19 protein-coding genes and 1 riboswitch are annotated in these 25,025 nt (G+C 72.5%); of the genes, 7 read left to right on the forward strand and 12 right to left on the reverse strand.

The window, feature by feature from the left end; translation table 11 throughout:
* The first annotated feature begins 16 nt into the window (after positions 1 to 16).
* Positions 17 to 298 carry an HPr family phosphocarrier protein gene (locus AB0L29_RS21790; protein ID WP_365829364.1) on the forward strand — a complete coding sequence of 94 codons (282 nt, stop codon included), beginning with the start codon at positions 17 to 19 and terminating at the stop codon, positions 296 to 298.
* Between the two features lie 162 nt (positions 299 to 460).
* Here AB0L29_RS21790 and AB0L29_RS21795 read toward each other — a convergent pair whose 3' ends face one another.
* The 4 genes from AB0L29_RS21795 to AB0L29_RS21810 form a co-directional block, all read right to left on the reverse strand.
* Positions 461 to 1,153, reverse strand: a complete 693-nt coding sequence (locus tag AB0L29_RS21795; RefSeq protein ID WP_365829365.1) for a GntR family transcriptional regulator — start codon at positions 1,151 to 1,153, stop codon at positions 461 to 463.
* A gap of 231 nt (positions 1,154 to 1,384) precedes the next feature.
* Entirely contained in the window at positions 1,385 to 2,167 is a 783-nt protein-coding gene (locus AB0L29_RS21800) for a M23 family metallopeptidase (protein ID WP_365829366.1), read from the reverse strand.
* 14 nt (positions 2,168 to 2,181) lie between these two features.
* A riboswitch (cyclic di-AMP (ydaO/yuaA leader) is annotated at positions 2,182 to 2,349 on the reverse strand.
* Between the two features lie 189 nt (positions 2,350 to 2,538).
* On the reverse strand, positions 2,539 to 3,927 hold the full coding sequence (locus AB0L29_RS21805; RefSeq protein WP_365829367.1) for a pitrilysin family protein: 1,389 nt from the start codon (positions 3,925 to 3,927) through the stop codon (positions 2,539 to 2,541).
* Positions 3,924 to 5,327: a pitrilysin family protein gene (locus AB0L29_RS21810; RefSeq protein ID WP_365829368.1), complete on the reverse strand. Its 1,404-nt coding sequence runs from the start codon at positions 5,325 to 5,327 to the stop codon at positions 3,924 to 3,926. The genes AB0L29_RS21805 and AB0L29_RS21810 overlap by 4 nt, the downstream gene beginning before the upstream one ends.
* A 265-nt stretch (positions 5,328 to 5,592) precedes the next feature.
* Between AB0L29_RS21810 and AB0L29_RS21815 the strand changes: the two genes are divergently transcribed.
* Positions 5,593 to 8,049: a DNA topoisomerase IV subunit A gene (locus AB0L29_RS21815; protein WP_365829369.1), complete on the forward strand. Its 2,457-nt coding sequence runs from the start codon at positions 5,593 to 5,595 to the stop codon at positions 8,047 to 8,049.
* Here the strand turns inward: AB0L29_RS21815 and AB0L29_RS21820 are convergent.
* Both AB0L29_RS21820 and AB0L29_RS21825 read right to left on the reverse strand, forming a co-directional pair.
* Positions 8,046 to 9,191, reverse strand: coding sequence for a GTP-binding protein (locus tag AB0L29_RS21820; protein ID WP_365829445.1), 1,146 nt, complete (start codon positions 9,189 to 9,191; stop codon positions 8,046 to 8,048). The genes AB0L29_RS21815 and AB0L29_RS21820 overlap by 4 nt on opposite strands.
* 574 nt (positions 9,192 to 9,765) lie before the next feature.
* Positions 9,766 to 10,932: a citrate synthase/methylcitrate synthase gene (locus AB0L29_RS21825; protein ID WP_365829370.1), complete on the reverse strand. Its 1,167-nt coding sequence runs from the start codon at positions 10,930 to 10,932 to the stop codon at positions 9,766 to 9,768.
* Between the two features lie 109 nt (positions 10,933 to 11,041).
* Between AB0L29_RS21825 and AB0L29_RS21830 the strand changes: the two genes are divergently transcribed.
* The 4 genes from AB0L29_RS21830 (at position 11,042) to AB0L29_RS21845 (ending at position 15,846) form a co-directional block, all read left to right on the forward strand.
* Positions 11,042 to 12,298, forward strand: coding sequence for a citrate synthase (locus AB0L29_RS21830; RefSeq protein WP_365829371.1), 1,257 nt, complete (start codon positions 11,042 to 11,044; stop codon positions 12,296 to 12,298).
* Between the two features lie 88 nt (positions 12,299 to 12,386).
* Complete coding sequence (locus AB0L29_RS21835) at positions 12,387 to 13,328, forward strand: sucrase ferredoxin (RefSeq protein ID WP_365829372.1); 942 nt, start codon at positions 12,387 to 12,389, stop codon at positions 13,326 to 13,328.
* A gap of 167 nt (positions 13,329 to 13,495) precedes the next feature.
* Positions 13,496 to 15,169: a sensor histidine kinase gene (locus AB0L29_RS21840; protein ID WP_365829373.1), complete on the forward strand. Its 1,674-nt coding sequence runs from the start codon at positions 13,496 to 13,498 to the stop codon at positions 15,167 to 15,169.
* Entirely contained in the window at positions 15,166 to 15,846 is a 681-nt protein-coding gene (locus AB0L29_RS21845; RefSeq protein ID WP_365829374.1) for a response regulator, read from the forward strand. The genes AB0L29_RS21840 and AB0L29_RS21845 overlap by 4 nt, the downstream gene beginning before the upstream one ends.
* Before the next feature lie 80 nt (positions 15,847 to 15,926).
* Here the strand turns inward: AB0L29_RS21845 and AB0L29_RS21850 are convergent, their stop codons facing one another.
* The 3 genes from AB0L29_RS21850 to AB0L29_RS21860 all read right to left on the reverse strand — a co-directional run bounded on the left by AB0L29_RS21850 (position 15,927) and on the right by AB0L29_RS21860 (position 20,356).
* Entirely contained in the window at positions 15,927 to 17,519 is a 1,593-nt protein-coding gene (locus AB0L29_RS21850; protein ID WP_365829375.1) for a cation acetate symporter, read from the reverse strand.
* Entirely contained in the window at positions 17,516 to 18,070 is a 555-nt protein-coding gene (locus AB0L29_RS21855) for a DUF485 domain-containing protein (RefSeq protein WP_365829376.1), read from the reverse strand. Before AB0L29_RS21855 ends, AB0L29_RS21850 begins: the two co-directional genes overlap by 4 nt.
* A gap of 162 nt (positions 18,071 to 18,232) precedes the next feature.
* Positions 18,233 to 20,356 carry a DNA topoisomerase IV subunit B gene (locus tag AB0L29_RS21860; protein WP_365829377.1) on the reverse strand — a complete coding sequence of 708 codons (2,124 nt, stop codon included), beginning with the start codon at positions 20,354 to 20,356 and terminating at the stop codon, positions 18,233 to 18,235.
* 442 nt (positions 20,357 to 20,798) lie between these two features.
* On the opposite strand from AB0L29_RS21860, the gene AB0L29_RS21865 reads away from it, so the two are divergent.
* Positions 20,799 to 21,029, forward strand: coding sequence for a hypothetical protein (locus tag AB0L29_RS21865; protein WP_365829378.1), 231 nt, complete (start codon positions 20,799 to 20,801; stop codon positions 21,027 to 21,029).
* Positions 21,030 to 21,136: 107 nt separating this feature from the next.
* Here the strand turns inward: AB0L29_RS21865 and AB0L29_RS21870 are convergent, their stop codons facing one another.
* The 3 genes from AB0L29_RS21870 to AB0L29_RS21880 form a co-directional block, all read right to left on the reverse strand.
* Positions 21,137 to 22,003 (reverse strand): serine protease, encoded by an 867-nt coding sequence (locus AB0L29_RS21870; RefSeq protein WP_365829379.1) that lies wholly within the window; start codon positions 22,001 to 22,003, stop codon positions 21,137 to 21,139.
* Between the two features lie 130 nt (positions 22,004 to 22,133).
* Positions 22,134 to 23,669, reverse strand: coding sequence for an RNA polymerase sigma factor (locus AB0L29_RS21875; protein ID WP_365829380.1), 1,536 nt, complete (start codon positions 23,667 to 23,669; stop codon positions 22,134 to 22,136).
* A 424-nt stretch (positions 23,670 to 24,093) separates the two neighbouring features.
* Complete coding sequence (locus tag AB0L29_RS21880; RefSeq protein WP_365829381.1) at positions 24,094 to 24,981, reverse strand: FadR/GntR family transcriptional regulator; 888 nt, start codon at positions 24,979 to 24,981, stop codon at positions 24,094 to 24,096.
* Positions 24,982 to 25,025: the final 44 nt, after the last annotated feature.

A 25,025-nucleotide genomic window follows, 5' to 3' on the forward strand; every position in this document is an offset into this window, starting at 1 on the left:
TGAAGGGCAGCAACACATGGCTGAGCGCCGCGTCAACGTCGGCTGGGCCGAGGGCCTCCACGCCCGCCCCGCCTCCATCTTCGTCCGGGCCGCCACGGCCGCAGGCGTCCCGGTGACGATCGCCAAGGCAGGCGGCACCCCCGTCAACGCGGCCTCCATGCTGGCCGTCCTCGGCCTGGGCGCACAGGGGGGCGAGGAGGTCGTCCTCGCCTCCGACGCCGAGGGCGCGGACGCCGCCCTGGACCGGCTGGCCAAGCTGGTCTCCGAGGGCCTCGAGGAGCTTCCCGAGACCGTCTGAGCCGCAGCACGGCAGCAGGCCGGGCCGTGCCGCCCTTTCCGGGCGGCACGGCCTTTTCCGTACCGTGCGGCCACGACACGTCCAGCGGAATTCGCAGCACAGCGGAAAAGGGAAACGGAAAGAGCGGCGAAGAATATCCCCTCTTTGTATACGGCGCCCGTGTTAATGCCGCAGGCTCGGCGTGTTTACGGGATGTTGCGAATCCCTCACGCCTTCCGGCCGCTCCCCGCCGGGGGCCGGGCGCAGACGGTGCGCGGCGCTCGCGCGCTCGGTGTGCAGCGCCGTGATCGCGCGGGCGCGCTCGCCGTCGCCGCGCGCCACCGCGTCCACGATCGCGCCGTGTTCCGCCCAGGACTCCAGGGGGTCGGCCGGCGCCTCCACGGAGTACATCCAGGTGATCTTGTGGCGCAGCTGGATCAGCATCGACGTCAGCGCGGGGCTGCCGCAGGCCTGGGCGAGGGTCTCGTGGAACCAGCCGCCCAGGGAGCGCAGATCCTCGCCGCCGCCGCGGGCGCGCTCCTGTCCCAGCCTCACCAGGCCGCGCAGGACCTTCAGATGGGCCTCGGTGCGCCGCCGGGCGGCGCGGGCGGCGCCCAGCGGCTCCAGGAGCACGCGCATCTCCAGCAGGTCGGCGGCCTCCTGCGCGGTGGGTTCCGCCACGCACGCGCCCGCGTGCCGCCGGGTCACCACGAAGCCCTCGGCCTCCAGGGTGCGCAGGGCCTCCCGGACGGGGACGCGCGAGACGCCGTAGCGGCGTGCGAGCAGTTCCTCGGTGAGCCGGCTGCCGCGTTCGTGGATACCCGCGACGATGTCGTCCCGGATCGCGGTGCACACCGAGTGCGCCGGAATACGCATGACCGACCTCCGCCTTTATCCACGTGAAACGCCGACGATGGACGCGTGTTCCGTGACTCTATTGCAATGAGCCGGAATTTCCGACGGCGGACCGGAAACCATGGATATTTTTTGGACAGCCGGGCGCCCGAAACGGCGCCCCGAACGGCGAAAGCCCCGGCTCGGGGGCCGGGGCCGGGCGGAACCGGGCCGCCTGTCGCCGGGCGGCGACGCCGTGCGCGCCGGGGCGCGTCAGATGTTCACGCCGTGCGAGCGCAGGTAGGCGACGGGGTCGATGTCGGAGCCGTACTCGGGGCTCGTGCGGGCCTCGAAGTGCAGGTGCGGCCCGGTGACGTTGCCGGTCGCGCCGGACAGGCCGATCCGCTGGCCCGGGGTGACCTTCTGGCCGACCGAGACGCCGACCGACGACAGGTGCCCGTACTGGGTGTAGGTGCCGTCGTTCATCCTGATCACGACCTGGTTGCCGTACGCCCCGCCCCAGCCGGCCTCGACCACGGTGCCCGTGCCGACCGCCTGGACGGGCGTACCGCTCGCGGCGTGGAAGTCGACGCCGGTGTGGCTGCCGGAGGACCACACGGCGCCCCCGGCCTTGTAGCCGGTGGAGACGTAGGAGCCGGCGATGGGCGACACGAAGGCGTTGAGGCGCTCGCGCTCGGCCTCGCGGGCGGCGCGCTCCCTGTCCTCGCGGGCCTTCTCGGCCGCCGCGGCGGCCTTCTTGCGCGCGGCCTCCTCGGCGGCCCTGCGCTCGGCGGCGGCCTCCTCGGCGGCCTGCTTCTGGGCGGCGGCCTGGGCGTCGATCTGGTCGGCCACGGAGTCGCCGATGGTGACCACGGGGGTGAGGGCGGTCTGCTCGACGGCGGGCTCGACGACGGGCTCGGCGGCGGCGAACGCCGGGGCCGCGACGGTGCCGACGACGCCGGTGGTGGCGAGGGCGGCGACGCCCGCCGCGCGGGCGGTGCCGCGCGGCATCCGGCGGGGACGACGGTGCTTCCCGGTGGCGCGGGTGAACGCCATGAAGTGTGCTGGTCCTTTCCTTCCTTCTCGCCTACCGGGTTAGCTGACGGGTTCGGAGCAGGAAGGTCTCCTACGGACCCCCTCGCGGCTCGCGCGGGCGTCCGATTCACCCCAGGGACGTGGTGCGGTGGGTCCCCGGCTCCCCTGGCTCGCGCCGTACGGGGACTCGGCGATGGCTGTCCGCTGCCGCGGGCGCGGCGCACTGCCTGACGAACAGCCCGGACGAAGCTAAACGGGACGACTTTCAATCCTCAAACGGAACACGCCTTTTGTAGCGCATCCCACAGGGCAGACAGACAACCTCCGCCCCAATTCGGGCATAAGGGAGCCCTGGTGACCCATGGGTCACCAGGGCTCCCGCGCGTGTGCCCCTACTCGGCGGAAACCACGGTGACTTCACCGATGCCGAGGGCCCGGACAGGCTCCTCGATCCGGCTCGCGTCACCGACGAGGACGGTCACCAGGCGGTCCACCGGGAAGGCGTTCACGACCGCCGCGGTGGCCTCCACGGTGCCGGTCGCGGCCAGCTGCCGGTACAGCGTGGCCTGGTAGTCGTCGGGCAGGTGCTGCTCGACCTGGTCGGCCAGCGTGCTCGCGACGGCCGCGGCGGTCTCGTACTTCAGCGGTGCCACGCCCACCAGGTTCTGCACGGCGACGTCGCGCTCGGCGTCGGTGAGCCCCTCCGCGGCGAGCGTGCGCAGCACCGTCCACAGGTCGTGCAGGGCGGGCCCGGTGTTCGGGGTGTCGACGGAGCCGCTGATGGCGAGCATCGCGGCGCCCGTGCCCTCCGGCGTGGACCGGAGCACCTGCGCGAACGACCGCACGCCGTAGGTGTAGCCCTTCTCCTCGCGCAGGACGCGGTCCAGGCGGGAGGTGAGGGTGCCGCCGAGGCAGTACGTGCCGAGCACCTGCGCGGGCCACACCCGGTCGTGCCGGTCCGGGCCGGTCCGGCCGATGAGCAGCTGCGTCTGGACGGCGCCGGGGCGGTCCACGATCACGACCCGGCCGGTGTCGTCGGCGGTCACCGGCGGCACGGGCCGCGGCTCGGCCGCGGAGCCGGTCCAGGCGCCGAGGGTGTCGCCGAGCAGCGCGTCGAGGTCGATGCCCGTGAGGTCGCCGACGACCACGGCGGTCGCGGTGGCGGGGCGGACGTGCTTCTCGTAGAAGGCGCGCACGGCCGCCGGGTCGATCTCGGCGACCGTCTCCTCGGTGCCCTGGCGGGGCCGGGACATCCGCGAGTGGGCCGGGAACAGCTGCCGGGAGAGCTCCTTGGCGGCGCGGCGGGCGGGGTTGGCCAGCTCGTGCGGGATCTCGTCGAGGCGGTTGCGCACCAGCCGTTCGATCTCGCCGTCCGCGAAGGCCGGCGCCCTGAGGGCGTCGGCGACCAGGCCGAGCGCCTTGGCGAGGCGGGAGACCGGAACCTCCAGGCTCAGCCGGACGCCCGGGTGGTCGGCGTGCGCGTCGAGGGTGGCGCCGCAGCGCTCCAGCTCGGCGGCGAACTCCTCGGCGGAGTGCTTGTCGGTGCCCTCGGAGAAGGCCCGCGCCATGATCGTGGCGACGCCGTCGAAACCGGTCGGCTCGGCGTCCAGGGGCGCGTCCAGCAGCACCTCCACGGCGACGACCTGCTGGCCGGGGCGGTGGCAGCGCAGGACCGTGAGCCCGTTGTCGAGCGCGCCGCGCTCGGGGGCGGGGAACGCCCACGGCCTGGGCTCGCCCGCCTGCGGCTGGGGGTGGAACTCCATCGTGGCGAGCTCGGTCACTTCGCCACCTCCTCGTTGTCGTCGGTGGCTTCCACGGTCGCCGCGGACTCCGGGTCCTCGGTGCGCCCGGCCTCCTCGGCGTGCTCCGGGTCGGCGGGGGCGACGGGTTCGTAGACGAGCACCGCGCGGTTGTCGGGCCGCAGACGCGCCTCGGCGATCTCCCGGACCTCCTCGGGCGTCACCTCCAGTACGCGCTGCACGGCGGTCAGGGCGAGCTGCGGGTCGCCGAACAGGACGGCGTAGCGGCACAGTTCGTCGGCGCGGCCCGCGACCGTGCCGAGCCGGTCCAGCCACTCGCGCTCCAACTGGGCCTGGGCGCGCTCCATCTCCTCGGCCGTGGGGCCCTCCTCGGCGAACCGGGCGAGCTCCTCGTCGATGGCGGCCTCGATGACCGGCACCTCCACGTCGCCGGAGGTCTTCACGTCCAGCCAGCCCAGGGAGGGCGCCCCGGCCAGCCGCAGCAGGCCGAAGCCGGCCGCCACCGCCGTGCGGTCGCGCCGCACCAGCCGGTTGTAGAGGCGGGAGGACTCGCCGCCGCCGAGGACGGTGAGGGCCAGGTCGGCCGCGTCGCACGCGCGCGTGCCGTCGTGGGGCAGGCGGTAGGCCGCCATCAGGGCGCGCGCCGGGACCTCCTCCTCGACGACCTCGCGCAGCTGCTCGCCGATGATGTCGGGCAGCGAGCCGTCGCGCGGGGTGGGCTTGCCGTCGTGGGCGGGGATGGAGCCGAAGTACTTCTCGATCCAGGCGAGGGTCTGCTCCGGGTCGATGTCGCCGACGACCGACAGCACCGCGTTGTTCGGCGCGTAGTACGTGCGGAAGAACGCGCGCGCGTCCTCCAGGGTCGCCGCGTCCAGGTCGGCCATGGAGCCGATCGGCGTGTGGTGGTAGGGGTGGCCCTCCGGGTAGGCGAGGGCGGTCAGCCTCTCGAACGCCGTGCCGTAGGGGACGTTGTCGTAGCGCTGGCGGCGCTCGTTCTTGACGACGTCGCGCTGGTTCTCCATGGACTCGTCGTCCAGGGCGGCCAGCAGGGAGCCCATGCGGTCGGCCTCCAGCCAGAGGGCGAGCTCCAGCTGGTGGGCGGGCATGGTCTCGAAGTAGTTGGTCCGCTCGAAGCTGGTGGTGCCGTTCAGCGAGCCGCCCGCGCCCTGCACCAGCTCGAAGTGGCCGTTGCCCTTGACCTGGGCGGAGCCCTGGAACATCAGGTGCTCGAAAAGGTGAGCCAGGCCGGTGCGCCCCTCGACTTCGTGGCGCGAGCCGACGTCGTACCAGAGGCACACCGCCGCGACCGGGGTCAGGTGGTCCTCGGAGAGCACCACGCGCAGGCCGTTGGCCAGGCGGTGCTCGGTCGCTGTCAGGCCCCCGGAGCCTGCCTGGGTTGTGGCCGTGTGACCCATGGGCATGTACGTCCCTTCGATCGCGGAGCGGTCGTCGAAACCGCCGTTTTCCTGCCGGTCCTGCCACTGTATGCAAGCGCGCGGGGCGCTGGTGGAGTTCCCGGGCGGCGTACGCCCACAGCGAGATCGGCACGGTCCCGGGCGACCGCGTAGCCTGCGGGCACTGCCAGTGCGGGGCCGCCGATGCCGGGTCCTGGTCCGCGCTGTCAGTGCCGCGGTCCACAATGGTCCGCGTCAGAACCGTCCACGCCTCAGCAAGGAGCCGGCAGCGATGGCCCGCCGCAGCACGAAGACCCCGCCGCCCGACGACTCGTACGAGGAGAAGATCCTCGACATCGACGTCGTCGACGAGATGCAGGGCTCCTTCCTCGAGTACGCGTACTCGGTCATCTACTCCCGCGCGCTGCCGGACGCGCGCGACGGCCTCAAGCCGGTGCACCGCCGCATCGTCTACCAGATGAACGAGATGGGCCTGCGTCCCGACCGCGGTTACGTGAAGTGCGCCCGGGTCGTCGGCGAGGTCATGGGCAAGCTGCACCCGCACGGCGACGCGTCGATCTACGACGCCCTGGTGCGCATGGCCCAGCCCTTCTCCATGCGCGTGCCCCTGGTCGACGGCCACGGCAACTTCGGCTCGCTGGGCAACGACGACCCGCCGGCCGCCATGCGGTACACCGAGTGCCGGATGGCCGAGGCCACGGGCCTGATGACGGAGTCCATCGACGAGGACACCGTCGACTTCCAGCCCAACTACGACGGGCAGGAGCGCGAGCCGGTGGCGCTGCCCGCCGCCTTCCCGAACCTCCTGGTCAACGGCGCCTCGGGCATCGCGGTCGGCATGGCCACGAACATGCCGCCGCACAACCTGCGCGAGGTGATCGCGGCCGCCCGCCACCTGATCCGGTACCCGAACGCCGACCTCGACGCGCTGATGAAGCACGTCCCGGGCCCCGACCTGCCCACCGGCGGCCGCATCGTCGGCCTGTCCGGCATCCGGGACGCGTACGAGACGGGTCGCGGCACGTTCAAGATCCGCGCGACGGTCACCGTGGAGGACGTCACGGCCCGTCGCAAGGGCCTCGTCGTCACGGAGCTGCCCTTCACGGTCGGCCCCGAGAAGGTCGTGGCCAAGATCAAGGACCTGGTCGGCTCCAAGAAGCTCCAGGGCATCGCCGACGTCAAGGACCTCACCGACCGGCAGCACGGCCTGCGCCTGGTCATCGAGATCAAGAACGGCTTCGTGCCGGAGGCGGTCCTGGAGCAGCTGTACAAGCTGACGCCGATGGAGGAGTCCTTCGGCATCAACAACGTGGCCCTGGTGGACGGCCAGCCGCTCACGCTGGGCCTGAAGGAGCTCCTGGAGGTCTACCTCGACCACCGCTTCGACGTCGTGCGGCGCCGCTCGGAGTTCCGCCGCGGCAAGAAGCGCGACCGCCTGCACCTGGTGGAGGGCCTGCTCACGGCGCTGCTGGACATCGACGAGGTCATCCGCCTCATCCGCTCCAGCGAGAACTCCGCGCAGGCCAAGGAGCGCCTGATGGGGCACTTCTCGCTCAGCGAGGTCCAGACGCAGTACATCCTGGACACCCCCCTGCGCCGCCTGACCAAGTTCGACCGCATCGAACTGGAGGCGGAGAGGGACCGGCTGAACACGGAGATCGAGGAACTGACCCGGATCCTGGAGTCGGACGCCGAGCTGCGCAAGCTGGTCTCCAACGAACTGGCCGCGGTGGCCAAGAAGTTCGGCACCGACCGCCGTACGGTCCTGCTGGAGTCGGCCGCGACCTCCGTCGCCACCGTCCCGCTGCAGGTGGCGGACGACCCGTGCCGGGTGCTGCTGTCCTCCACGGGCCTGCTGGCCCGCACGGCCGACGACGCCCCCTTCCCGGAGGACGGCGCCGCCAAGCGCGTCAAGCACGACGTGATCGTCTCGGCGGTGCCGGCCACCGCCCGGGGCGAGGTGGGCGTGGTCACCTCGGCGGGCCGCCTGCTCCGCCTGAACGTCATCGACCTGCCGCAGCTCCCGGAGGCGATGCCGGCGCCGAACCTGTCGGGGGGCGCGCCGCTGGCGGAGTTCGTCTCCCTGGAGGACGACGAGGACGTGGTCTGCCTGACCACGCTCGACGAGTCCTCGCCCGGCCTGGCGCTCGGCACGCAGCAGGGCGTCGTCAAGCGGGTGGTGCCCGACTACCCGGCCAACAAGGACGAGCTGGAAGTGATCACCCTCAAGGAGGGCGACCGGATCGTCGGCGCGGTCGAGCTGCGCACCGGTGAAGAGGACCTGGTCTTCATCACCGACGACGCCCAGCTGCTGCGCTTCCAGGCGTCCCAGGTCCGCCCGCAGGGCCGGCCGGCGGGCGGTGTGGCGGGCATCAAGCTCTCCGAGGGCGCGAAGGTCATCTCCTTCACGGCCGTCGACCCGGCGGCGGACGCGGTCGTCTTCACGGTCGCGGGCTCGCGCGGCACGCTGGACGACTCCGTGCAGACGACGGGCAAGCTGACCCCGTTCGACCAGTTCCCGCGCAAGGGCCGGGCCACCGGCGGTGTGCGCTGCCAGCGGTTCCTAAAGGGCGAGGACTGCCTGTCCCTGGCCTGGGCGGGCCCGGCTCCGGCCCGCGCCGCGCAGAAGAACGGCTCTCCGGCCGAGCTGCCGGACATCGACCCGCGCCGCGACGGCTCGGGGGTGTCGCTGCCGAAGACGGTGTCGGTGGTGGCGGGGCCGGTCTAGGCCGAGGGATCCCCGGAGGCCTCGGTGTCCCCGGAGGCCTCCGGGTCGTCGAAGGCCTCCGGGTCGTCGAAGGCTTCGGGGTCGTCGTCGTAGGGATCCCACGCCGCGCTGTTCCGGGCCTCGGGATCCTGGACGTAGCGCAGGACGCCCCACATGCCGTGCTCGTCGGCGTGCGGGGCGTCGCTCCTGCACGCCTCGAGCTCCTTGCCGAGGGCGGGCGCGTCGATGCCGGAGCCGATGAGGACGAGCTGGGTGAGGCGCTCGCCGTCGGCCCCCCAGGGCTCGGGGTAGAAACGGAGGAACCGCCCGACGGCGTGGACGGCGTAGCGGTTGCGGGTGTCGTACGGACCGAAGTCGACGTACCCCTTGATCCGGTACAGCCCCTCGGGCCGGCTGTCGAGGAACTCCATCAACCGGCGCGGGTCCAGGGGGACCTCGGAGACGAAGGACAGGCTGTCGTAGCCGGTGTGCAGGTGCCCGGCGTGATCGTCCGCGCTGTGGTCGTGCAGGTCGTCGAAGGACAGCTGCCCGATGCGCTCGTCGCCGGGCCTGCAGTCGAAGAGGAGCTCCGGGTCGATGCGCCCGTAGGAGGCCGGGACGACCGCGGCACGGTCGACGAGGGAGCGGACGAGCCGCAGCACCCGGTCCCCGTCGGGGGCCCGGTCGATCTTGTTCACCACGACGAGGTCGGCGAGGCCGAGGTGCCGGTCGATCTCGGGATGCCTGGCGCGGGTGTCGTCGAACTCGGCGGCGTCGACCACCTCGACGAGCCCGCCGTAGACGATCCCGGGGTGCTCGCTGGCGAGCACCATGCGCACCAGCTCCCGGGGCTCGGCGAGGCCGCTGGCCTCGATGACGACGACGTCGATGCCGAGGGAGGGCCGTGCGAGCCGCTCGAGGTAGAGATCCAGCTCGCCGGCGTCGACGGCGCAGCACAGGCACCCGTTGCCCAGCGAGACGGTCGAGTCGCCGAGCGCGCCCGCCACCGCCATCGCGTCGATCTCGATGGCGCCGAAGTCGTTGACGATGGCGCCGATGCGGCTGCCGCCGCTGCGGTGGAGGAGGTGGTTGAGCAAGGTGGTCTTCCCGGAACCCAGGAAGCCGGCCAGGACGACGACCGGAATCTGACGCGGGAGGGGGATCGGGCTCCGCTCCGGCTCGGGGTGTGTGTGCGGAACCGGGCTCGACTCGCTCACCGTGCGACCTCTCTCACACCGGTGCGCGCACCGGCTCACGGCGCCGGCGCGCGCACGAGGACTGCGTGCCGGTCCAGGATACGAGCGGCGGGAACGACCACGCGGTGGACGACCGTGGGCGGCATGTGCGGGGCGGAGGCCGGGCAGGGCGCCGGAGGGTGCGCCCCTCGCTTCCCTCGGTGCGCCTTGCCTCTGCGCCTCCACCTCCCGCCGTGTCAGCGCCGCTCGGCACGCCGGGCGTCGGCGGGAGCCGGCAGGCGCCGCCCACCACCGCCGGTCCCCTCCGCCCCCGTCGGCGCCGGCCGGCGGTCCGGGCGCCTGACGCGAGGGCCGGCGTGGTCACACGGACGCCCGGGACACGGGAGCCGGGTCGCGCCGCCGCGGCCCGCCTCGGGAGGGCCGCTTGCGTGACGGCCGCCCCGGCCGCCCGGCGTCGGGCGCCCGACGAGCCGCGGAACGGCCGGAGCAGGCGCCCCGGCACCCCGGCACCGCGCCCGGGCGGTGCCGGTACGCACCTGCGTCACGCCGCCCCGGGCACCGCCACCGGCGCCTCGGGCCCCACGTACCGCGCCGCCGGCCTGATGATCTTCGTGTCCTCCGCCTGCTCCAGGATGTTGGCGCTCCACCCCACCACCCGCGCCGCCGCGAACGTCGGCGTGAACATCTCGCGCGGCAGGCCGCACAGTTCCATGACCACGCCCGCGTAGAACTCGACGTTGGTGTGCAGTTCGCGTCCGGGCTTCAGTTCCGCGAGGATCGCCTCCACGCGGCGCTCGACCTGGACGGCGAAGTCCACCCGCGGACCGCCGAACCGCCGGGCGATCTCGCGCAGCATCCGGGAGCGGGGGTCCTCCGTACGGTAGACGGCGTGGCCGAAGCCCATGATGCGCTCCCCGGCGAGCACCCGTTCGCGGACCCAGGAGTCGATGCGGTCAGGGGTGCCGATCGCGTCCAGCGTGTCCAGCGCGCGGCTCGGCGCGCCCCCGTGCAGCGGTCCGGACAGCGCCGACACCGCCCCGGCGAGGCACGCCGCCACGTCCGCGCCCGTCGAGGCGATGACCCGGGCGGTGAAGGTCGACGCGTTGAATCCGTGATCAATGGTTGAGATCAAGTACTGCTCGATCGCCCGCGCGTGCCGCTCGTCCGGCTCCTCGCCCGTCAGCATGTAGAGGTAGTTCGCCGCGTACGGCAGGTCCTCGCGCGGCTCCACCGGGTCGAGTCCGCGCCCCAGCCGGTACAGCGCCGTGAGGAGCGTCGGCACGGCCGCGGCCGCCTCCAGGGTGTCCCGGCGGCGCCGGCCGGCGTCCGTGTCGTACACCGGGCGGAACCCCTTCGCCGCGCCCAGCAGGGACAGCGCCGTACGCATCCCGGCCAGCGGGCCGGAGCCTTCGCCGGCGGCCGCGATCGCGGGCAGGGCGGCCCGCACCCGCGCGGGGAGCCGTCGCAGCGCGGCGGTCTCGGCGGCGAAGGCGGCGCTGCGCCCGGCGTCCGGCAGTTCGCCGAGGACGAGCAGGTGCCAGACGTCCTCGAAGCCGCGGCTGCGCGCGAGTTCGACGGCCGAGTACTGGCGGTAGTGGTAGAAGCCCTCCCCGCCGCGGACGTCACCGACGCGGGTGTCCGCGACGACGACACCGGCGAGTCCCCGCGGTACGTCGACGAGTGCGGCTGCGGACCTGTTGACGGACATGATTCCTCCCTGGACTTGATTCGACTGTCGATGATTGACTAATCCTCTGTCAATATTGATTGAATCAACATGAGATCAATGCGCGGCGAAGGTGGATACGGTGACCCCCATGCGCGATCAAGAACCCGCCCCGGCCGGCGCGGAACGGCGCCTGAGCACCAAGGAGGCCGCCGAGCTCCTCGGGGTGAAGCCCGAGACCGTGTACGCCTACGTCAGCCGCGGCCAGCTCGGCAGCCGGCGCGTGCCGGGCGGCCGGGGCAGCACCTTCGACGCCGCGGAGGTCGAGGCGCTCGCCCGGCGCAACAGGAGGGAGAGCGGGGCGGGTGCGGCCTCCGGCGGCGAGCTGTCCGTACGGACCCGCCTCACGCTCATCGACCGGGACCGGTACTACTTCCGGGGCGTCGACGCGGTCGAACTGACGGCACGGCACACCTACGAGGAGGTCGCCGAGTGGCTGTGGACCGGCCGGATCCGGCCCGGCACCGTCTTCACCGCGCCCGAGGCCTCCGTCGCCGTCGCCCGCCGCGCCGTCGACGCGCTGCCCGGGCACTGCGCCCCCGCCGACCGGTTGCGGGTGGCGACGATCGCCGCCGCGAGCGCGGACCCGCTGCGCTTCGACCTGTCCGAGGACACCGTGCTCGGCATCGCGCGCACGCTCATCCCCACCCTGGTGGCGGCCCTGCCGCCGGTGCGGCCCGGCCACCGGGACGAGGGACCGATCGCCCACCGCCTCTGGGCACGGCTCAGCGGACAGGACCCCGACGAGGCCTGCCTGCGCGCCCTGGACCGGGCCCTGGCCCTCCTGGTCGACCACGACCTGGCCGCCTCGACCCTCGCGGTGCGCGTCGCCGCGTCGGCCCGCGCGCACGCCTACGCGGCCGTCTCCGCGGGGCTCGGCGTGCTGGAGGGCCCGCTGCACGGCGCGGCCGGCGGACTGGCCCACCGGCTGCTGCTCGACGTCCTCGGCCACGGCGACGCGGCACCGGTGATCGCCGAGGAGCTGCGGGCGGGCCGCCGCATCCCAGGGCTCGGCCACCGGCTCTACCCGGGCGAGGATCCGCGCGCGCGTGCCCTGTTCGCCCTGCTGGAGGAGGTCCCGCGGGCGGCGCCCGCCCTCGCCGCGGCCCGCGACGTGGTGGCCACCGCCGCCCGCCACACCCCTCTGCACGCCAACGTGGACCTGGCGCTCGCCGTGCTCACCGCGTCCTGCGGCATGCCCGCCGCGGCGGGCGAGACGATCTTCGCCGTGGCCCGTACGGCGGGCTGGATCGCCCACGTCCTGGAGGAGTACGGCGAACGCCCCCTGCGTATGCGGCCGAGCGGGCGGTACACAGGGCCCGAACCGCCTCAGCCGCTCCCCGGGTAGAACGCCGTCCGGAACGCCGCCCTCCGCTCGGTCCGGACACGAGCGGGGCGAAAGGCGTCACGGCGCAAGTCAGGTTAGGCTCACCTCTGTGAGTACGTGCTCAACCGTCTCCCGGGATCTCGACGAGCCCGTTTCGGCAACCGCGGCCACCGCGAGGACCTGGCTGCTGCTGGAACAGCCCGGCCCCTGGGGTGCCAAGGCGCTCACCTCGAGCCACCTGGACCCCGCGCTGGGCCGCGCGCTGGAGGCGGCGGCGAAGGGCACGGGCGTACGCATCGCGCTCATCCGCCGCCCGGGACGGCACGCGGACTCCCGCACGCCCGCCGTCCGCCGGGTCTACGCGGCCCACACCGTGCCCGGGAAGGTGTGGCTGCGCGGCGCCGCCACCACCGACCCGGGGCAGCTGCTCGACCTCGATTTCGGCGCGCTCGGCAGGGGCGAGCACCGCGGCTTCGACACGGTGCTCGGCGGACGGCCCCACCGGGGCGGCCCCCTAGCCCTGGTCTGCACCAACGGCAAGCGCGACCGCTGCTGCGCGCTCCTCGGCCGGCCGCTGGCGGCCGAACTCGCCGCCTCCGGCGTGGAGGGCGTCTGGGAGGTCACCCACCTGGGGGGCCACCGCTTCTCGCCGACGGTGCTCGTCCTGCCCTACGGATACGCGTACGGCCGGGCCGAGGCGCACACCGTCAAGGAGGTCCTGCACGGCGCGCGCGAGGGACGGATCGTCGTGGACGGGTGCCGCGGGAACTCCGCCTGGGAGCGTCCCGGCCAGGCGGCCGAGCTGGCCGTGCGCACGGCGGTGGGCGAGTACGCGGCGGAGGCCCTGAGCGTGGTGCGGACCGACGGTGCGGCCCCGCGCTGGGAGGTGACCGTGGCGCACGCCGACGGGCGCCACTGGCGGGTCGTCGTCGCACAGGCCGCGTCCGCCCCGCCGCGTCCGGAGAGCTGCGGTGTGTCGGTGCTGGGATCACCGGCGCGGATGGACGTGGTGGAGGTCCGCGAACTGACGATGGCAGCGCTCGCCGGCTGACGCCCGCAAGGGCGCTCCCGCCCTTCGGCGGCTTGCCCGGAGCCGCCCCGCCGGCGCAGCCGCACGAAGGCCCCGGGGCCGCCGGGGCGTCCTTCCCCGTGCCCGGGCCGAGAGATCGCCCACACACCCCTACGGCACGGCGCACCCGCCCGCGTACCGTCATGGACATGAGTCCCACTCCCCCCGCACGCCGCCTGCGACTGGGTCTGCCGCGGCGGGTGTTCTCGCAGGTACTGCTGATGCAGGTGGCGATCGCCGCGGGCGTCGCGGTGCTCGCGACCGGACTGTTCCTCGCACCGCTCGGCGACCAGCTCGACGACCAGGCGATGCGCCGCGCGCTCGCGATCGCGCAGACCACCGCGCAGCAGCCGCAGATCGCCGAGGACCTGCAGCGCACGCGTCCGTCACCGAAGGGTCCGGTGCAGCGGGAGGCGGAGCGGATCCGGAAGGCGACGCACGCCGAGTACGTCGTGGTGATGGACCGGCGGGGCGTGCGCTGGTCGCACACCGAACCGGAGCGGATCGGCGGAATCGTCTCGACCGACCCCGGCCGGGCGCTGGCGGGCCACGAGGTCATGCAGATCGACGAGGGCACCCTCGGCCGCTCCGCCCGCGGCAAGGTGCCGCTGCGCGACGGCGACGGCCGGATCGTCGGGGCGGTCTCGGTCGGCATCGCGTACGACAGCGTCCGGGCCCGGCTGCTCCACGCGATCCCCGGGCTGCTCGCGTACGCCGGCGGTGCCCTGGCGGTCGGCGCGCTGGCGGCCTGGCTCGTCTCCCGGCGGGTCCAGCGGCAGACCAGGGACCTGGCCTTCTCGGACATCGCCGCCCTGCTCGCGGAGCGCGAGGCGATGCTGCACAGCATCCGGGAGGGCGTCGTCGCCCTGGACCGCGCCGGGCGCATCCGCCTTCTCAACGACGAGGCGCAGCGTCTGCTGGACATCGACGGCGGCGCGGTGGGCGGCACCCCCGACGAGGCGCTCGGCGCGGGCCGTACGGCCGACGTGCTGGCCGGGCGGGTCACCGGCACGGACCTGCTCACCGTCCGCGGCCCGCGGGTGCTGGTCGCCAACCGGATGCCCACCGACGACGGCGGCGCCGTCGCCACCCTGCGCGACCGCACCGAGCTGGAGCAGCTCGGCCGGGAGCTCGACTCCACGCGCGGCCTGATCGACGCCCTGCGCGCCCAGGACCACGAACACGCCAACCGGATGCACACCCTGCTCGGGCTGCTCGAACTGGAGATGTACGACGACGCGGCGGAGTTCGTCGGAGAGGTGGTCGGGGACCACCGGGCCACCTCCGAACAGGTCGCCGAGAGGATCGAGGACCCGCTGCTGGCCGCCCTGCTGGTGGGCAAGGCGGCCGTCGCGGCCGAGCGCGGTGTCACCCTGTGGGTCTCGGACCGGACGCGGCTGCCGGACCGGCTGGTCGACCCGCGGGGGCTCGTCACCGTCGTCGGCAACCTCGTGGACAACGCCCTCGACGCCGTCGCGGGCACCCCGCACGCGCGCGTGGAGGTCGAACTGCGGGCCGAGGGACGCACCGCGGTCCTCAGGGTGCGCGACACCGGGCCCGGCATTCCGGTGGAGCAGCGCGAGGTGGTCTTCACCGAAGGGTGGTCGACCAAGGAACCGCCGGCCCACCGCGAGCGCGGCATCGGACTCTGCCTGGTGCGCAGGCTCGCCGAACGGCAGGGTGGCAGCGCCACCGTGGGCGAGGCGCGGGGCGGGGGCGCGGAGTTCACCGTCGTCCTGCCCGAGGCGCTGTCCGGGCCCGTCCCGGAACCGGCCCTGAACCTGCCCTCGACCCCGCAGACCGCCGAGGAGGAGACGCGATGATCGAGGTCCTGGTCGTGGACGACGACGTCCGGGTCGCACGGGTCAACGCCGCCTACGTCGAGAAGGTCCCCGGCTTCCACGTCGCCGGCGAGGCGCACAGCGCGGCGCAGGCGCTGCGGCGGCTGGAGACGCTGCCCCGGGTCGACCTGGTCCTCATGGACCACTACCTGCCCGACGAGACGGGGCTCGCCGTCGTCCAGGAGATGCGCCGGCGCGGCCACCAGACGGACGTGATCATGGTGACGGCGGCCCGGGACGTGTCCACCGTGCAGGCGGCGATGCGGCACGGCGCCCTGCAGTACCTGGTCAAGCCGTTCGCCTTCGCGGGGCTGCGCGCCAGGCTGGAGGCGTACGCGCGGCTGCGCCGCACCCTCGACGGCGGTGGCGAGGCGGAGCAGGCCGAGGTGGACCGCATCTTCGGTGCCCTGTCGGCGCCCTCGGAACCGGCCCTGCCCAAGGGGCACTCCCCCACCACCGCGGAGCTTGTGCGCCGGTCCCTGATGAACGCCGGCGGCCCGCTGTCGGCCCAGGAGATCGCCGAGCGGACCGGGGTGAGCCGCCAGACCGCCCAGCGCTATCTGAAGCTCCTGGAGCGCACGGGGCGGGCCAGGCTGACCCTCAAGTACGGCGACGCGGGTCGCCCGGAACACCGTTACGTGTGGGCGACCCACGGCTGAGGGCGAGGCCCGTGGGGCGGCGGGGGAGGAAACCGCCCCACGGGCCTCCTGGCCGACGGACCCGGCCGGGTACCTCGTGCCTACACCGCCCCCGCCCCGGTCAGCGACCGCACCTCCGTCTCCGCGTGCCTGGCCTCGTCCGGGACCTCCGCGGAGGTGACCGTGCCGAGCCAGCCCGCGAGGAAGCCGAGCGGGATGGAGACCAGGCCGGGGTTCTGCAGCGGGAAGCACTGGAAGTCGAGGCCCGGGAACAGGGCGGCGGGGCTGCCCGAGACCACCGGGGACAGCAGCACCAGCACCACGGCCGGGACCAGGCCGCCGTAGACGGCCCACACGGCGCCGCGCGTGGTGAAGCCCCGCCAGAACAGCGAGTAGAGCAGCACGGGCAGATTGGCGGAGGCGGCGACGGCGAAGGCGAGACCCACCAGGAAGGCGACGTTCAGGTCGCGGGCCAGCAGGCCGAGGGCGATCGCGGCCACGCCGATGCCGACCGCTGCGACACGGGCCACGGCCACCTCGCTGCGCGGCTCGCCGCGCCGGCGCCGCAGGGAGGCGTACAGGTCGTGGGCCACGGACGCCGAGGAGGCGAGCGTGACCCCGGCGACCACGGCGAGGATGGTGGCGAAGGCGATCGCGGCGACGACCGCGAACAGAACCGTCCCCCCCGTGGAGTCCGCGCCGCCGCCCAGGTCGAGGGCCAGCAGCGGGACCGCGGTGTTCCCGGCCGCGTTGGATCCGCGTACGGCGTCCGGCCCGACGATGGCGGCCGCGCCGAAGCCGAGGACGATCGTCATCAGGTAGAAGCCGCCGATGAGGCCGATGGCCCAGACGACCGAGCGCCGTGCGGCCCGGGCGGTGGGCACGGTGTAGAAGCGGGACAGGATGTGCGGCAGTCCGGCGGTGCCCAGGACGAGGGCGAGTCCCAGGCTGATGAAGTCGAAGCGGGCGGTCCAGTCCCCGCCGTACTTCAGCCCGGGCGCCAGGAACGCCTGCCCGTGGCCGCTGCGCTCGGCCGCCGTGAGCAGCAACCCGTCGAAGTCGCCGTGGAAGCGCACCAGGACGAGGGCGGTCAGCGCGACCGTGCCGCCGAGCAGCAGGACCGCCTTGACGATCTGGATCCACGTGGTGGCCCGCATCCCTCCCAACGACACATAGATCACCATGAGCGCGCCGACGCCGATGACGGTCCAGGCCCGCGCCACCTCGCCGGTGCCGCCGAGCAGCAGCGCGACCAGGCTGCCCGCTCCCACCATCTGCGCCACCAGGTAGAGAACGGACACCGTGACCGAGGAGGTTCCCGCCGCGATCCGCACCGGCCGCTCCCTCATCCGCGCCGCCACCACGTCGGCGAGCGTGAACCGGCCGCAGTTGCGCACCAGTTCGGCGACGAGGAACAGCACCACGAGCCAGGCCACGAGGAAGCCCACCGAGTAGAGCATGCCGTCGTAGCCGTACAGGGCGATCAGGCCGGAGATGCCGAGGAAGGAGGCGGCCGACATGTAGTCGCCCGCGATGGCAAAACCATTCTCCAGGGGCGAGAAGAGGCGACCGCCCGCGTAGAACTCCTCCGCCGAGCCCTGCCGCCTGCGGCTCACCCACGTCGTGATCGCCAGCGTGACCGCGACGAACGCGCTGAACAGCAGCAGTGCCGGCGTCTGGTGGTCCCCGGTCACGAGGCACCGCCTCGCGCGCCCCGGGCCATCTCCTGGGTGTCCCAGCGCAGCTCGAGCGCGGCCCGGTCCCTGCGCAGCCGCGCGTGCCGGGCGTACGCCCAGGTCAGCAGGAAGGTGGTCAGGAACTGCCCGAGTCCGGCGAGCATGGCGACGTTCACGGCTCCCGCCACGGGCCGGGCCATCAGCCCGGGCGCGGTGGTGGCGGTCACGACGTAGGCCACGTACCAGGCGAAGAAGACGACGACGGCCGGCACCACGAACCTCCGGTACCGGCTGCGCACCTCCTGGAAGGCCTCGCTGCGCTGCACCTCGAGGTACACGTCGGCCGCCGCGGCGACCGTGTCCCCCTCGCGCGGCTCCGGTGCCGCCGGGTCCGCTGGTGCCGCGCCGGCCGGCTCGCCCCAGCCGGAGGCGAGGGCGTCGTACCAGGGGTCGTCGTACCGCACGTGGCCGGGCACCTCGGCGAGGTCCACGTCATGACCGCCGGGATGCCCGGCCGAACCGTACTGGCCGCCCCCGTCCACGCGGGGGCGACCGTTGCTTGACTGCATGCCCAAGGATGGACAGACCGGGAAGATCCCTGACTCTTCTTCCCGGCGCTCTTCACCCCATCAGGTGACGCAACCCGCTGGTGGACGCCTCGAGGCGTGCCGGCGGCCGCCGGCGGGAGAGCACGGCCGCGGAGGCGCCGCCCGGCCCTCCCCGTCCGGCGCCTACGCGTCGATCCGCGACCGGTCCAGCGTCGCCGCCGAGTTGGAGATGAACTCCTTGCGGGGAGCGACGTCGTTGCCCATCAGCAGGTCGAAGATCTGCTCGGCGGCCTCCAGGTCGGTGAGGTTGATCCGGCGCAGGGTGCGGCGGCGCGGGTCCATGGTCGTCTCGGCCAGCTGGTCGGCGTCCATCTCGCCGAGACCCTTGTACCGCTGGATGGAGTCCTTGTACCGGACGCCCTTGCTCTGGAACTCCATGAGCTTGTCGCGCAGCTCGCGGTCCGAGTACGTGTAGACGTACTTGTCCTGGCCCTTCTTCGGCTGGACCAGCTCGATGCGGTGCAGCGGCGGCACCGCGGCGAAGACCCGGCCCGCCTCGACCATGGGCCGCATGTAGCGGTGGAACAGCGTCAGCAGCAGCGTGCGGATGTGGGAGCCGTCCACATCGGCGTCGGTCATCATGATGATCTTGCCGTAGCGCGCCGCGTCGATGTCGAAGGTCCGGCCGGACCCGGCCCCTATGACCTGGATGATCGCGCCGCACTCGGCGTTCTTCAGCATGTCCGTCACGGACGACTTCTGGACGTTGAGGATCTTGCCGCGGATCGGCAGCAGTGCCTGGAACTCGGAGTTCCGGGCGAGCTTCGCCGTACCGAGCGCGGAGTCGCCCTCGACGATGAACAGCTCGCTGCGGTCGACGTCGTCGCTGCGGCAGTCGGCCAGCTTGGCGGGCAGCGAGGAGGACTCCAGGGCCGTCTTGCGGCGCTGGGCGTCCTTGTGCTGGCGGGCGGCGATGCGCGTACGGGCCGCGGCGACGGCCTTCTCCATGACGACGCGGGCCTGCTGGGCGGCGTCCCGCTTGGTCGAGGTCAGGAACGCCTTGAGTTCCTTGGAGACCACGTTGTTCACGATGCGGCGGGCGGCCGAGGTACCCAGGACCTCCTTGGTCTGGCCCTCGAACTGCGGCTCGGCGAGGCGGACGGTGACGACCGCCGTGAGGCCCTCCAGCGCGTCGTCCTTGACGATGTCGTCCTCGGCGACGCGCAGCAGCTTCTTGGCGCGCAGCACCTCGTTCATCGTCTTGGCGACGGCCTGCTCGAAGCCTGCGACGTGGGTGCCGCCCTTGGGGGTGGCGATGATGTTGACGAACGACTTGACCGTCGTGTCGTAACCGGTCCCCCAGCGCAGCGCGACGTCGACGCCGAGCTCGCGGGTGACCTCGGTGGGCGTCATCTGGCCGCGGTCGTCCAGGACGGGGACCGTCTCCTTGAAGGTGCCCTGCCCGGTGAAGCGGAGCACGTCGCAGATGGGCCTGTCACCCGCCAGGAACTCGCAGAACTCGCTGATCCCGCCGTCGAAGCGGAAGGACTCCTCGCCCTTGCTGCCGCCCTCGCCCAGGCCGTACTCGTCACGGACGACGATGGTCAGGCCCGGCACCAGGAACGCGGTCTGACGGGCGCGCTGGTGCAGGTTCTCGAGGGAGAGCTTGGCGTCCTTGAGGAAGATCTGGCGGTCGGCCCAGTACCGCACGCGCGTGCCGGTGCGGCTCTTCGGGATCTTCTTGGTCTTGCGCAACCCGCTCTTGGCCTCGAACTTCGCGTCCGGGCCGTTGCCGGCGAAGGCACCGGGCACGCCGCGCCGGAAGCTGATGGCGTTGGTGTGCCCACCGCGGTCCACCTCCACGTCCAGCCGGGCGGACAGGGCGTTCACGACGGAGGCGCCGACGCCGTGCAGACCGCCGGAGGCGGCGTAGGAGCCGCCTCCGAACTTGCCGCCGGCGTGCAGCTTGGTCATGACGACCTCGACACCGGACAGGCCGGTCTTGGGCTCGACGTCGACCGGGATGCCGCGGCCGTTGTCCCGGACCTCGACCGAGCCGTCGTCGTGGAGAATGACCTCGATGTGGTCGCAGTAACCACCGAGGGCCTCGTCCACGGAGTTGTCGATGATCTCCCACAGGCAGTGCATCAGACCGCGGCTGTCGGTCGATCCGATGTACATGCCGGGGCGCTTGCGCACGGCCTCGAGCCCCTCGAGGACGAGCAGGTGCCGCGCGGTGTAGTTGGAACCGTCCCGGTCTGCTCCTGCCAGCAGCGCTGTGGACGGCACGGACGTCTCGGCGGTCACGCGGTTCGCTCCTCGCTGAATTTCAGATGGGGCCCCGCTGGGTAAGGGCGCGGCTTCGTTCACCGGTGAGAGGGTACCGAGGCCTGGTAGAGCCGTTGTAACGCCACCCTCGTCGGAAACTCAGACTAGTCCACGATCGCATGCGTGTTCGATCCCTCGACGGAGTGAAGTGCACATCACGTTCCCTTCGAGGCATGAACCATTTAGGCTCCGGGCACGTCCTCATGAACAAACCGGCAACCCGGCCGGCGAGGACGGACCCTGACCGACAGCGCGAACCCGTACGACACTGCAGACACGTAATACGGCACATTCGCCGCCAACCGGCAGCAGCCAGCCGCCTCGGAAAGATTTTTCGAGGAAAAGCCGCGAGCGGGAACGTTTGGGGCTGGTTGGATGTTGACCCTGGTACGACAGCTCGTCGAGCTAGAGAAGAGGCGACGTGACTACTGTTCTGACTTCCGCAAGCCCGCTGACGGCCGCTGATCGCTGCGACCGCTGCGGCGCCCAGGCATACCTGCGCGTCGTCCTGCTGAGCGGCGGAGAACTGCTCTTCTGCGCCCACCACGGCCGCAAGTTCGAGCCGGAACTCAAGAAGATCGCCGCTGAGATACAGGACGAGACGGAGCGGTTGACGTCCATTCCGGCGACCGCTTCCGAAGATGAGCGCTGACCCCTAGCGTCCGACGACGAGCCAGTCCGGCACAGGCCGGTGGATAGGGCGGCTGCCTCCGGGTGTGCGGAGGCAGCCGCCCGTCGTCGTCCCGCACAGGAGCCCGCTCAGGCCCCGTCGGGCGCCTTCCGCGTCCCTGGCGCCTCGGTGTCCCACCCGAGTCTTCGCATGACGTCGGACACACGTGTGTAGACCCCCGGGCTGCCCGCCTGTCCACAGCCGCTCCCCCAGGACACGAGCCCGATCAGCCGCCCCCGGGCGACGAGCGGCCCGCCGCTGTCCCCCTGGCAGGCGTCACGGCCCCCCTCCGGCTCCCCGGCGCACACCATGGTCGCGGCCCGGTATGTGCCGCCCCCGCCCCCCGGATACGCCTTCTCGCACAGGACGTCCGGCAGGACGCGCACGGACGCGGCGCGCAGACTGCTCGCGTAGTCGCCGGCCCCCGAGGTGTCGCCCCACCCGTAGACCGTCGCGGCGGTGCCCGTCTCATACGCGTGGTCACCGGCGGCCGCCATGCCGATCACCGAGTCGGCCGGAAGGGGGTCCGCCAGGGTGACCACCGCGAAGTCACCGGAGTTGCTGACGTCGTCGTAGTCCGGGTTCACCCAGGTGTCGCTCACGGCGATCTCCTGCCCCCGGTCCGAGAGAAGGTCCGTACGCCCCGCGATGACCCGCAGGTCGGACACCCGGTCCGGCGGGGCTCCCAGGACCTCCTCGTCGAGGCAGTGGGCCGCGGTGAGCACGGTCGTGCGGCCGACCGCCACTCCCCCGCAGAACTGCCCCGCCCGGATACCCCCGAACCGGTCACGACTGGAGAGCGCCACCGTCCACGGACTCTGCGCCACATCTATGGGGAAACCGCCGACGACCACGTGGTCGGCTGCTGCGGGGACGGCGGACGCCAGCGGTATCGCGGCCGCTGCGGCCGCCAGGACCAGCGGCCCGGGCAGGGCCCGGGCAAAGCGACGACGCATGCGCACTCCTCACTCTCGGATGGTCACGGGACACTCAGAGTGATCCAGCCCGCCTCCCCTCGCACCCGCAGACAGCGCGAAGGCCCGGCCCCTCTCGGGGGCCGGGCCTTCCGTGTCGTACGGCCGAGACCTAGTCGAGGTAGTCGCGCAGCACCTGCGACCGCGAGGGGTGGCGCAGCTTCGACATGGTCTTGGACTCGATCTGGCGGATCCGCTCACGCGTGACGCCGTACACCTTGCCGATCTCGTCGAGGGTCTTCGGCTGGCCGTCGGTGAGACCGAAGCGCATGGAGACGACGCCCGCCTCGCGCTCGGACAGGGTGTCCAGGACGGAGTGCAGCTGCTCCTGCAGCAGCGTGAAGCTGACCGCGTCGGCCGGGACGACGGCCTCGGAGTCCTCGATGAGGTCGCCGAACTCGCTGTCGCCGTCCTCGCCCAGCGGGGTGTGCAGCGAGATGGGCTCGCGGCCGTACTTCTGGACCTCGATGACCTTCTCCGGGGTCATGTCGAGTTCCTTGGCCAGCTCCTCCGGAGTGGGCTCGCGGCCCAGGTCCTGGAGCATCTGGCGCTGCACGCGCGCGAGCTTGTTGATGACCTCGACCATGTGCACCGGGATACGGATGGTGCGCGCCTGGTCGGCCATGGCGCGGGTGATCGCCTGGCGGATCCACCACGTTGCGTACGTGGAGAACTTGTAGCCCTTGGTGTAGTCGAACTTCTCCACCGCACGGATCAGGCCGAGGTTGCCCTCCTGGATGAGGTCCAGGAAGAGCATGCCGCGGCCGGTGTAGCGCTTGGCCAGGGAGACCACCAGACGGAGGTTGGCCTCCAGGAGGTGGTTCTTGGCGCGGCGGCCGTCCTCGGCGATGATCTCCAGCTCGCGCTTGAGCTTCGGCGCCAGCTTGTCGGAGTTGGCCAGCTTGTCCTCGGCGAACAGACCCGCCTCGATGCGCTTGGCGAGCTCGACCTCCTGCTCGGCGTTGAGCAGGGGCACCTTGCCGATCTGCTTGAGGTAGTCCTTGACCGGGTCGGCGGTGGCTCCGGCCGCGGCGACCTGCTGCGCGGGCGCGTCGTCCTCGTCCTCGTCGGAGAGCACGAAGCCGGCGCTCTCGGCGCCCTCGGGCTCGTCGGCGACCTTGGTGTCCTCGAGGACCTCGTCGTCGAGCAGTTCGACGTCGTCCTTCTTGGCGCTGGTCTTCTTGGCGGCCGTCTTCTTGGCTGCGGCGGTCGTCTTCTTCGCCGTGGCCTTCTTGGCGGTCGTCTTCTTGGCCGCGGCCTTCTTGGCGGGCGCCTCTTCCTCGGCGGCGGGGTCGGCGGCGGGCGCCGCCGGGGTGGCGGTGGCGGTGGCCTTCCTGGTGGTCACCGTCTTCGCCGCGACCGTCTTGGTGGTGGTGCGCTTGGCGGGGCTCTTCGCTGCGACGCTCTTGCGGGTGCGCTTGGGCTCTGCGGCACTGACCATCAGCGTCACACCCTCTTCCTCGAGGATCTGGTTGAGGCTGCGCAGTACGTTCTTCCACTGAGTGGCCGGAATCTGGTCAGCTTCGAAGGCCCGACGCACGTCATCGCCGGCGATCTGCCCCTCAGCCTTTCCCCGCTCAATGAGCGCCATGACAGAGACGGACTCGGCGATCTCCGGCGGGAGCGTACGGGATGTGCTGGCCGACACGAACAACCTCTCGGAACGTTGGAAAACGGCTTCCGGCCCCGTCCACAGTGGACAGGAGCCGACCGCCGGCTTGGGGATGGGCCGACGGCGCGGGCGGGGGCCGGGAAGATGCACAGCGCCGTGACCGGCGTCCGTATTCCCTCCGCGGCTGTCACCTCTTAGGTCATCGCGTTCTTTCCACGAGCGTTACGCCCAATCTGCGTGGCCCGAGTCACACCCCGTAAGCATTTAAAACGGCCAGATCCGGGCATACGAGATCGCCCGCGATTCCGGCCGGACCCCTTCGGCAGGAGCGGGGCCGCTTCGCGCCGTCGGACCTCGCGGGATCCCTGGGATCCCGCGAGGTCCGACGGGAGGCGGCTCACCGGCCGGGCGCCGCCACAGGAGGGGGTGGCAGGACCGGCCGCGCCGCCCGCGGAACGCGTCAGTGCTCGCGCGGAGCGGGCACCACGCGCTCCACCTCGGGGTGGACCGTGAGCAGTTGGCGCATGGCCGCCTCGGACGCCGCGCCGTCACCGGCGGCGAGGGCCTCGACGATCCGGCCGTGGTGGGCCAGCGACGCGTCGTTCGGCCGCTCGCAGCCCGTGAGCGGGCCGCCCGACACCTGGAGGGCCGCGGACACGATCCCGGAGAGGTGCTCCAGCATGCGGTTGCCCGCGATCTGGATCAGCAGCGAGTGGAACTCGGAGTCGGCGCGGGAGAAGGTGAGGGCGTCACCCTGACTCAGGGCGTGCCCCATGATCTCGACCATGTCGGACAGTCGCTGCTGGACGTCCTCGCGCCCGTGGCCGGCGGCGAGGCGCGCGGCGAGCGGCTCGATCGTCCAGCGCAGCTCGCTCAGCTCCCGGCGCTGGTCGTCGCGCTGCGGCCCGAAGGCCCGCCACTCGATGATGTCCGGGTCGAGGAGATTCCAGTCGCTGACGGGACGCACCCGTGTGCCGACGTTCGGGCGGGCGCTGACCAGGCCCTTGGCCTCCAGGACGCGGAGCGACTCGCGCACGACGGTGCGGGAGACCTCGAAGCGCTGGCCGATCTCCTCGGGCACCAGGGGGCGGTCGGCCCCCAGATCGCCGGAAACGATCATCTGACCCAGCTGCTGAACGAGTTGGCCGTGCAGGCCGCGTCCGCGGCTGCTCGTGGCACGCCGGCCCACACGGCCCAGCTCGGGGTCCGCGTTGTCCCAGGCTGGAACTCCGACACGGTCGACGGCGGGCGCCTCGGCGTAGGGGTGGCGGTCGAGTTCGCCCTGGTTCGCGAGGCCGGAGTCTGCGGAGCGGGCGGCGGTCATCATGGTGTGCGCAAGGGTACTCACGCATCCTTTGTCGGCGCTGCCTCCAACTCCCTTGAGGTCTTTGG

The sequence above is a fragment of the Streptomyces sp. NPDC052701 genome (assembly GCF_040678355.1).
Taxonomy (GTDB): domain Bacteria; phylum Actinomycetota; class Actinomycetes; order Streptomycetales; family Streptomycetaceae; genus Streptomyces.

Coding starts and splice junctions, on each gene's coding strand:
- AB0L29_RS21840 (WP_365829373.1), top strand. CDS start 13,496: ATGAGTCCCACTCCCCCCGCACGCCGCCTGCGACTGGGTCTGCCGCGG.
- AB0L29_RS21845 (WP_365829374.1), top strand. CDS start 15,166: ATGATCGAGGTCCTGGTCGTGGACGACGACGTCCGGGTCGCACGGGTC.
- AB0L29_RS21800 (WP_365829366.1), bottom strand. CDS start 2,167: ATGGCGTTCACCCGCGCCACCGGGAAGCACCGTCGTCCCCGCCGGATG.
- AB0L29_RS21790 (WP_365829364.1), top strand. CDS start 17: ATGGCTGAGCGCCGCGTCAACGTCGGCTGGGCCGAGGGCCTCCACGCC.
- AB0L29_RS21795 (WP_365829365.1), bottom strand. CDS start 1,153: ATGCGTATTCCGGCGCACTCGGTGTGCACCGCGATCCGGGACGACATC.
- AB0L29_RS21810 (WP_365829368.1), bottom strand. CDS start 5,327: ATGCCCATGGGTCACACGGCCACAACCCAGGCAGGCTCCGGGGGCCTG.
- AB0L29_RS21870 (WP_365829379.1), bottom strand. CDS start 22,003: ATGCGTCGTCGCTTTGCCCGGGCCCTGCCCGGGCCGCTGGTCCTGGCG.
- AB0L29_RS21855 (WP_365829376.1), bottom strand. CDS start 18,070: ATGCAGTCAAGCAACGGTCGCCCCCGCGTGGACGGGGGCGGCCAGTAC.
- AB0L29_RS21830 (WP_365829371.1), top strand. CDS start 11,042: ATGCGCGATCAAGAACCCGCCCCGGCCGGCGCGGAACGGCGCCTGAGC.
- AB0L29_RS21825 (WP_365829370.1), bottom strand. CDS start 10,932: ATGTCCGTCAACAGGTCCGCAGCCGCACTCGTCGACGTACCGCGGGGA.
- AB0L29_RS21815 (WP_365829369.1), top strand. CDS start 5,593: ATGGCCCGCCGCAGCACGAAGACCCCGCCGCCCGACGACTCGTACGAG.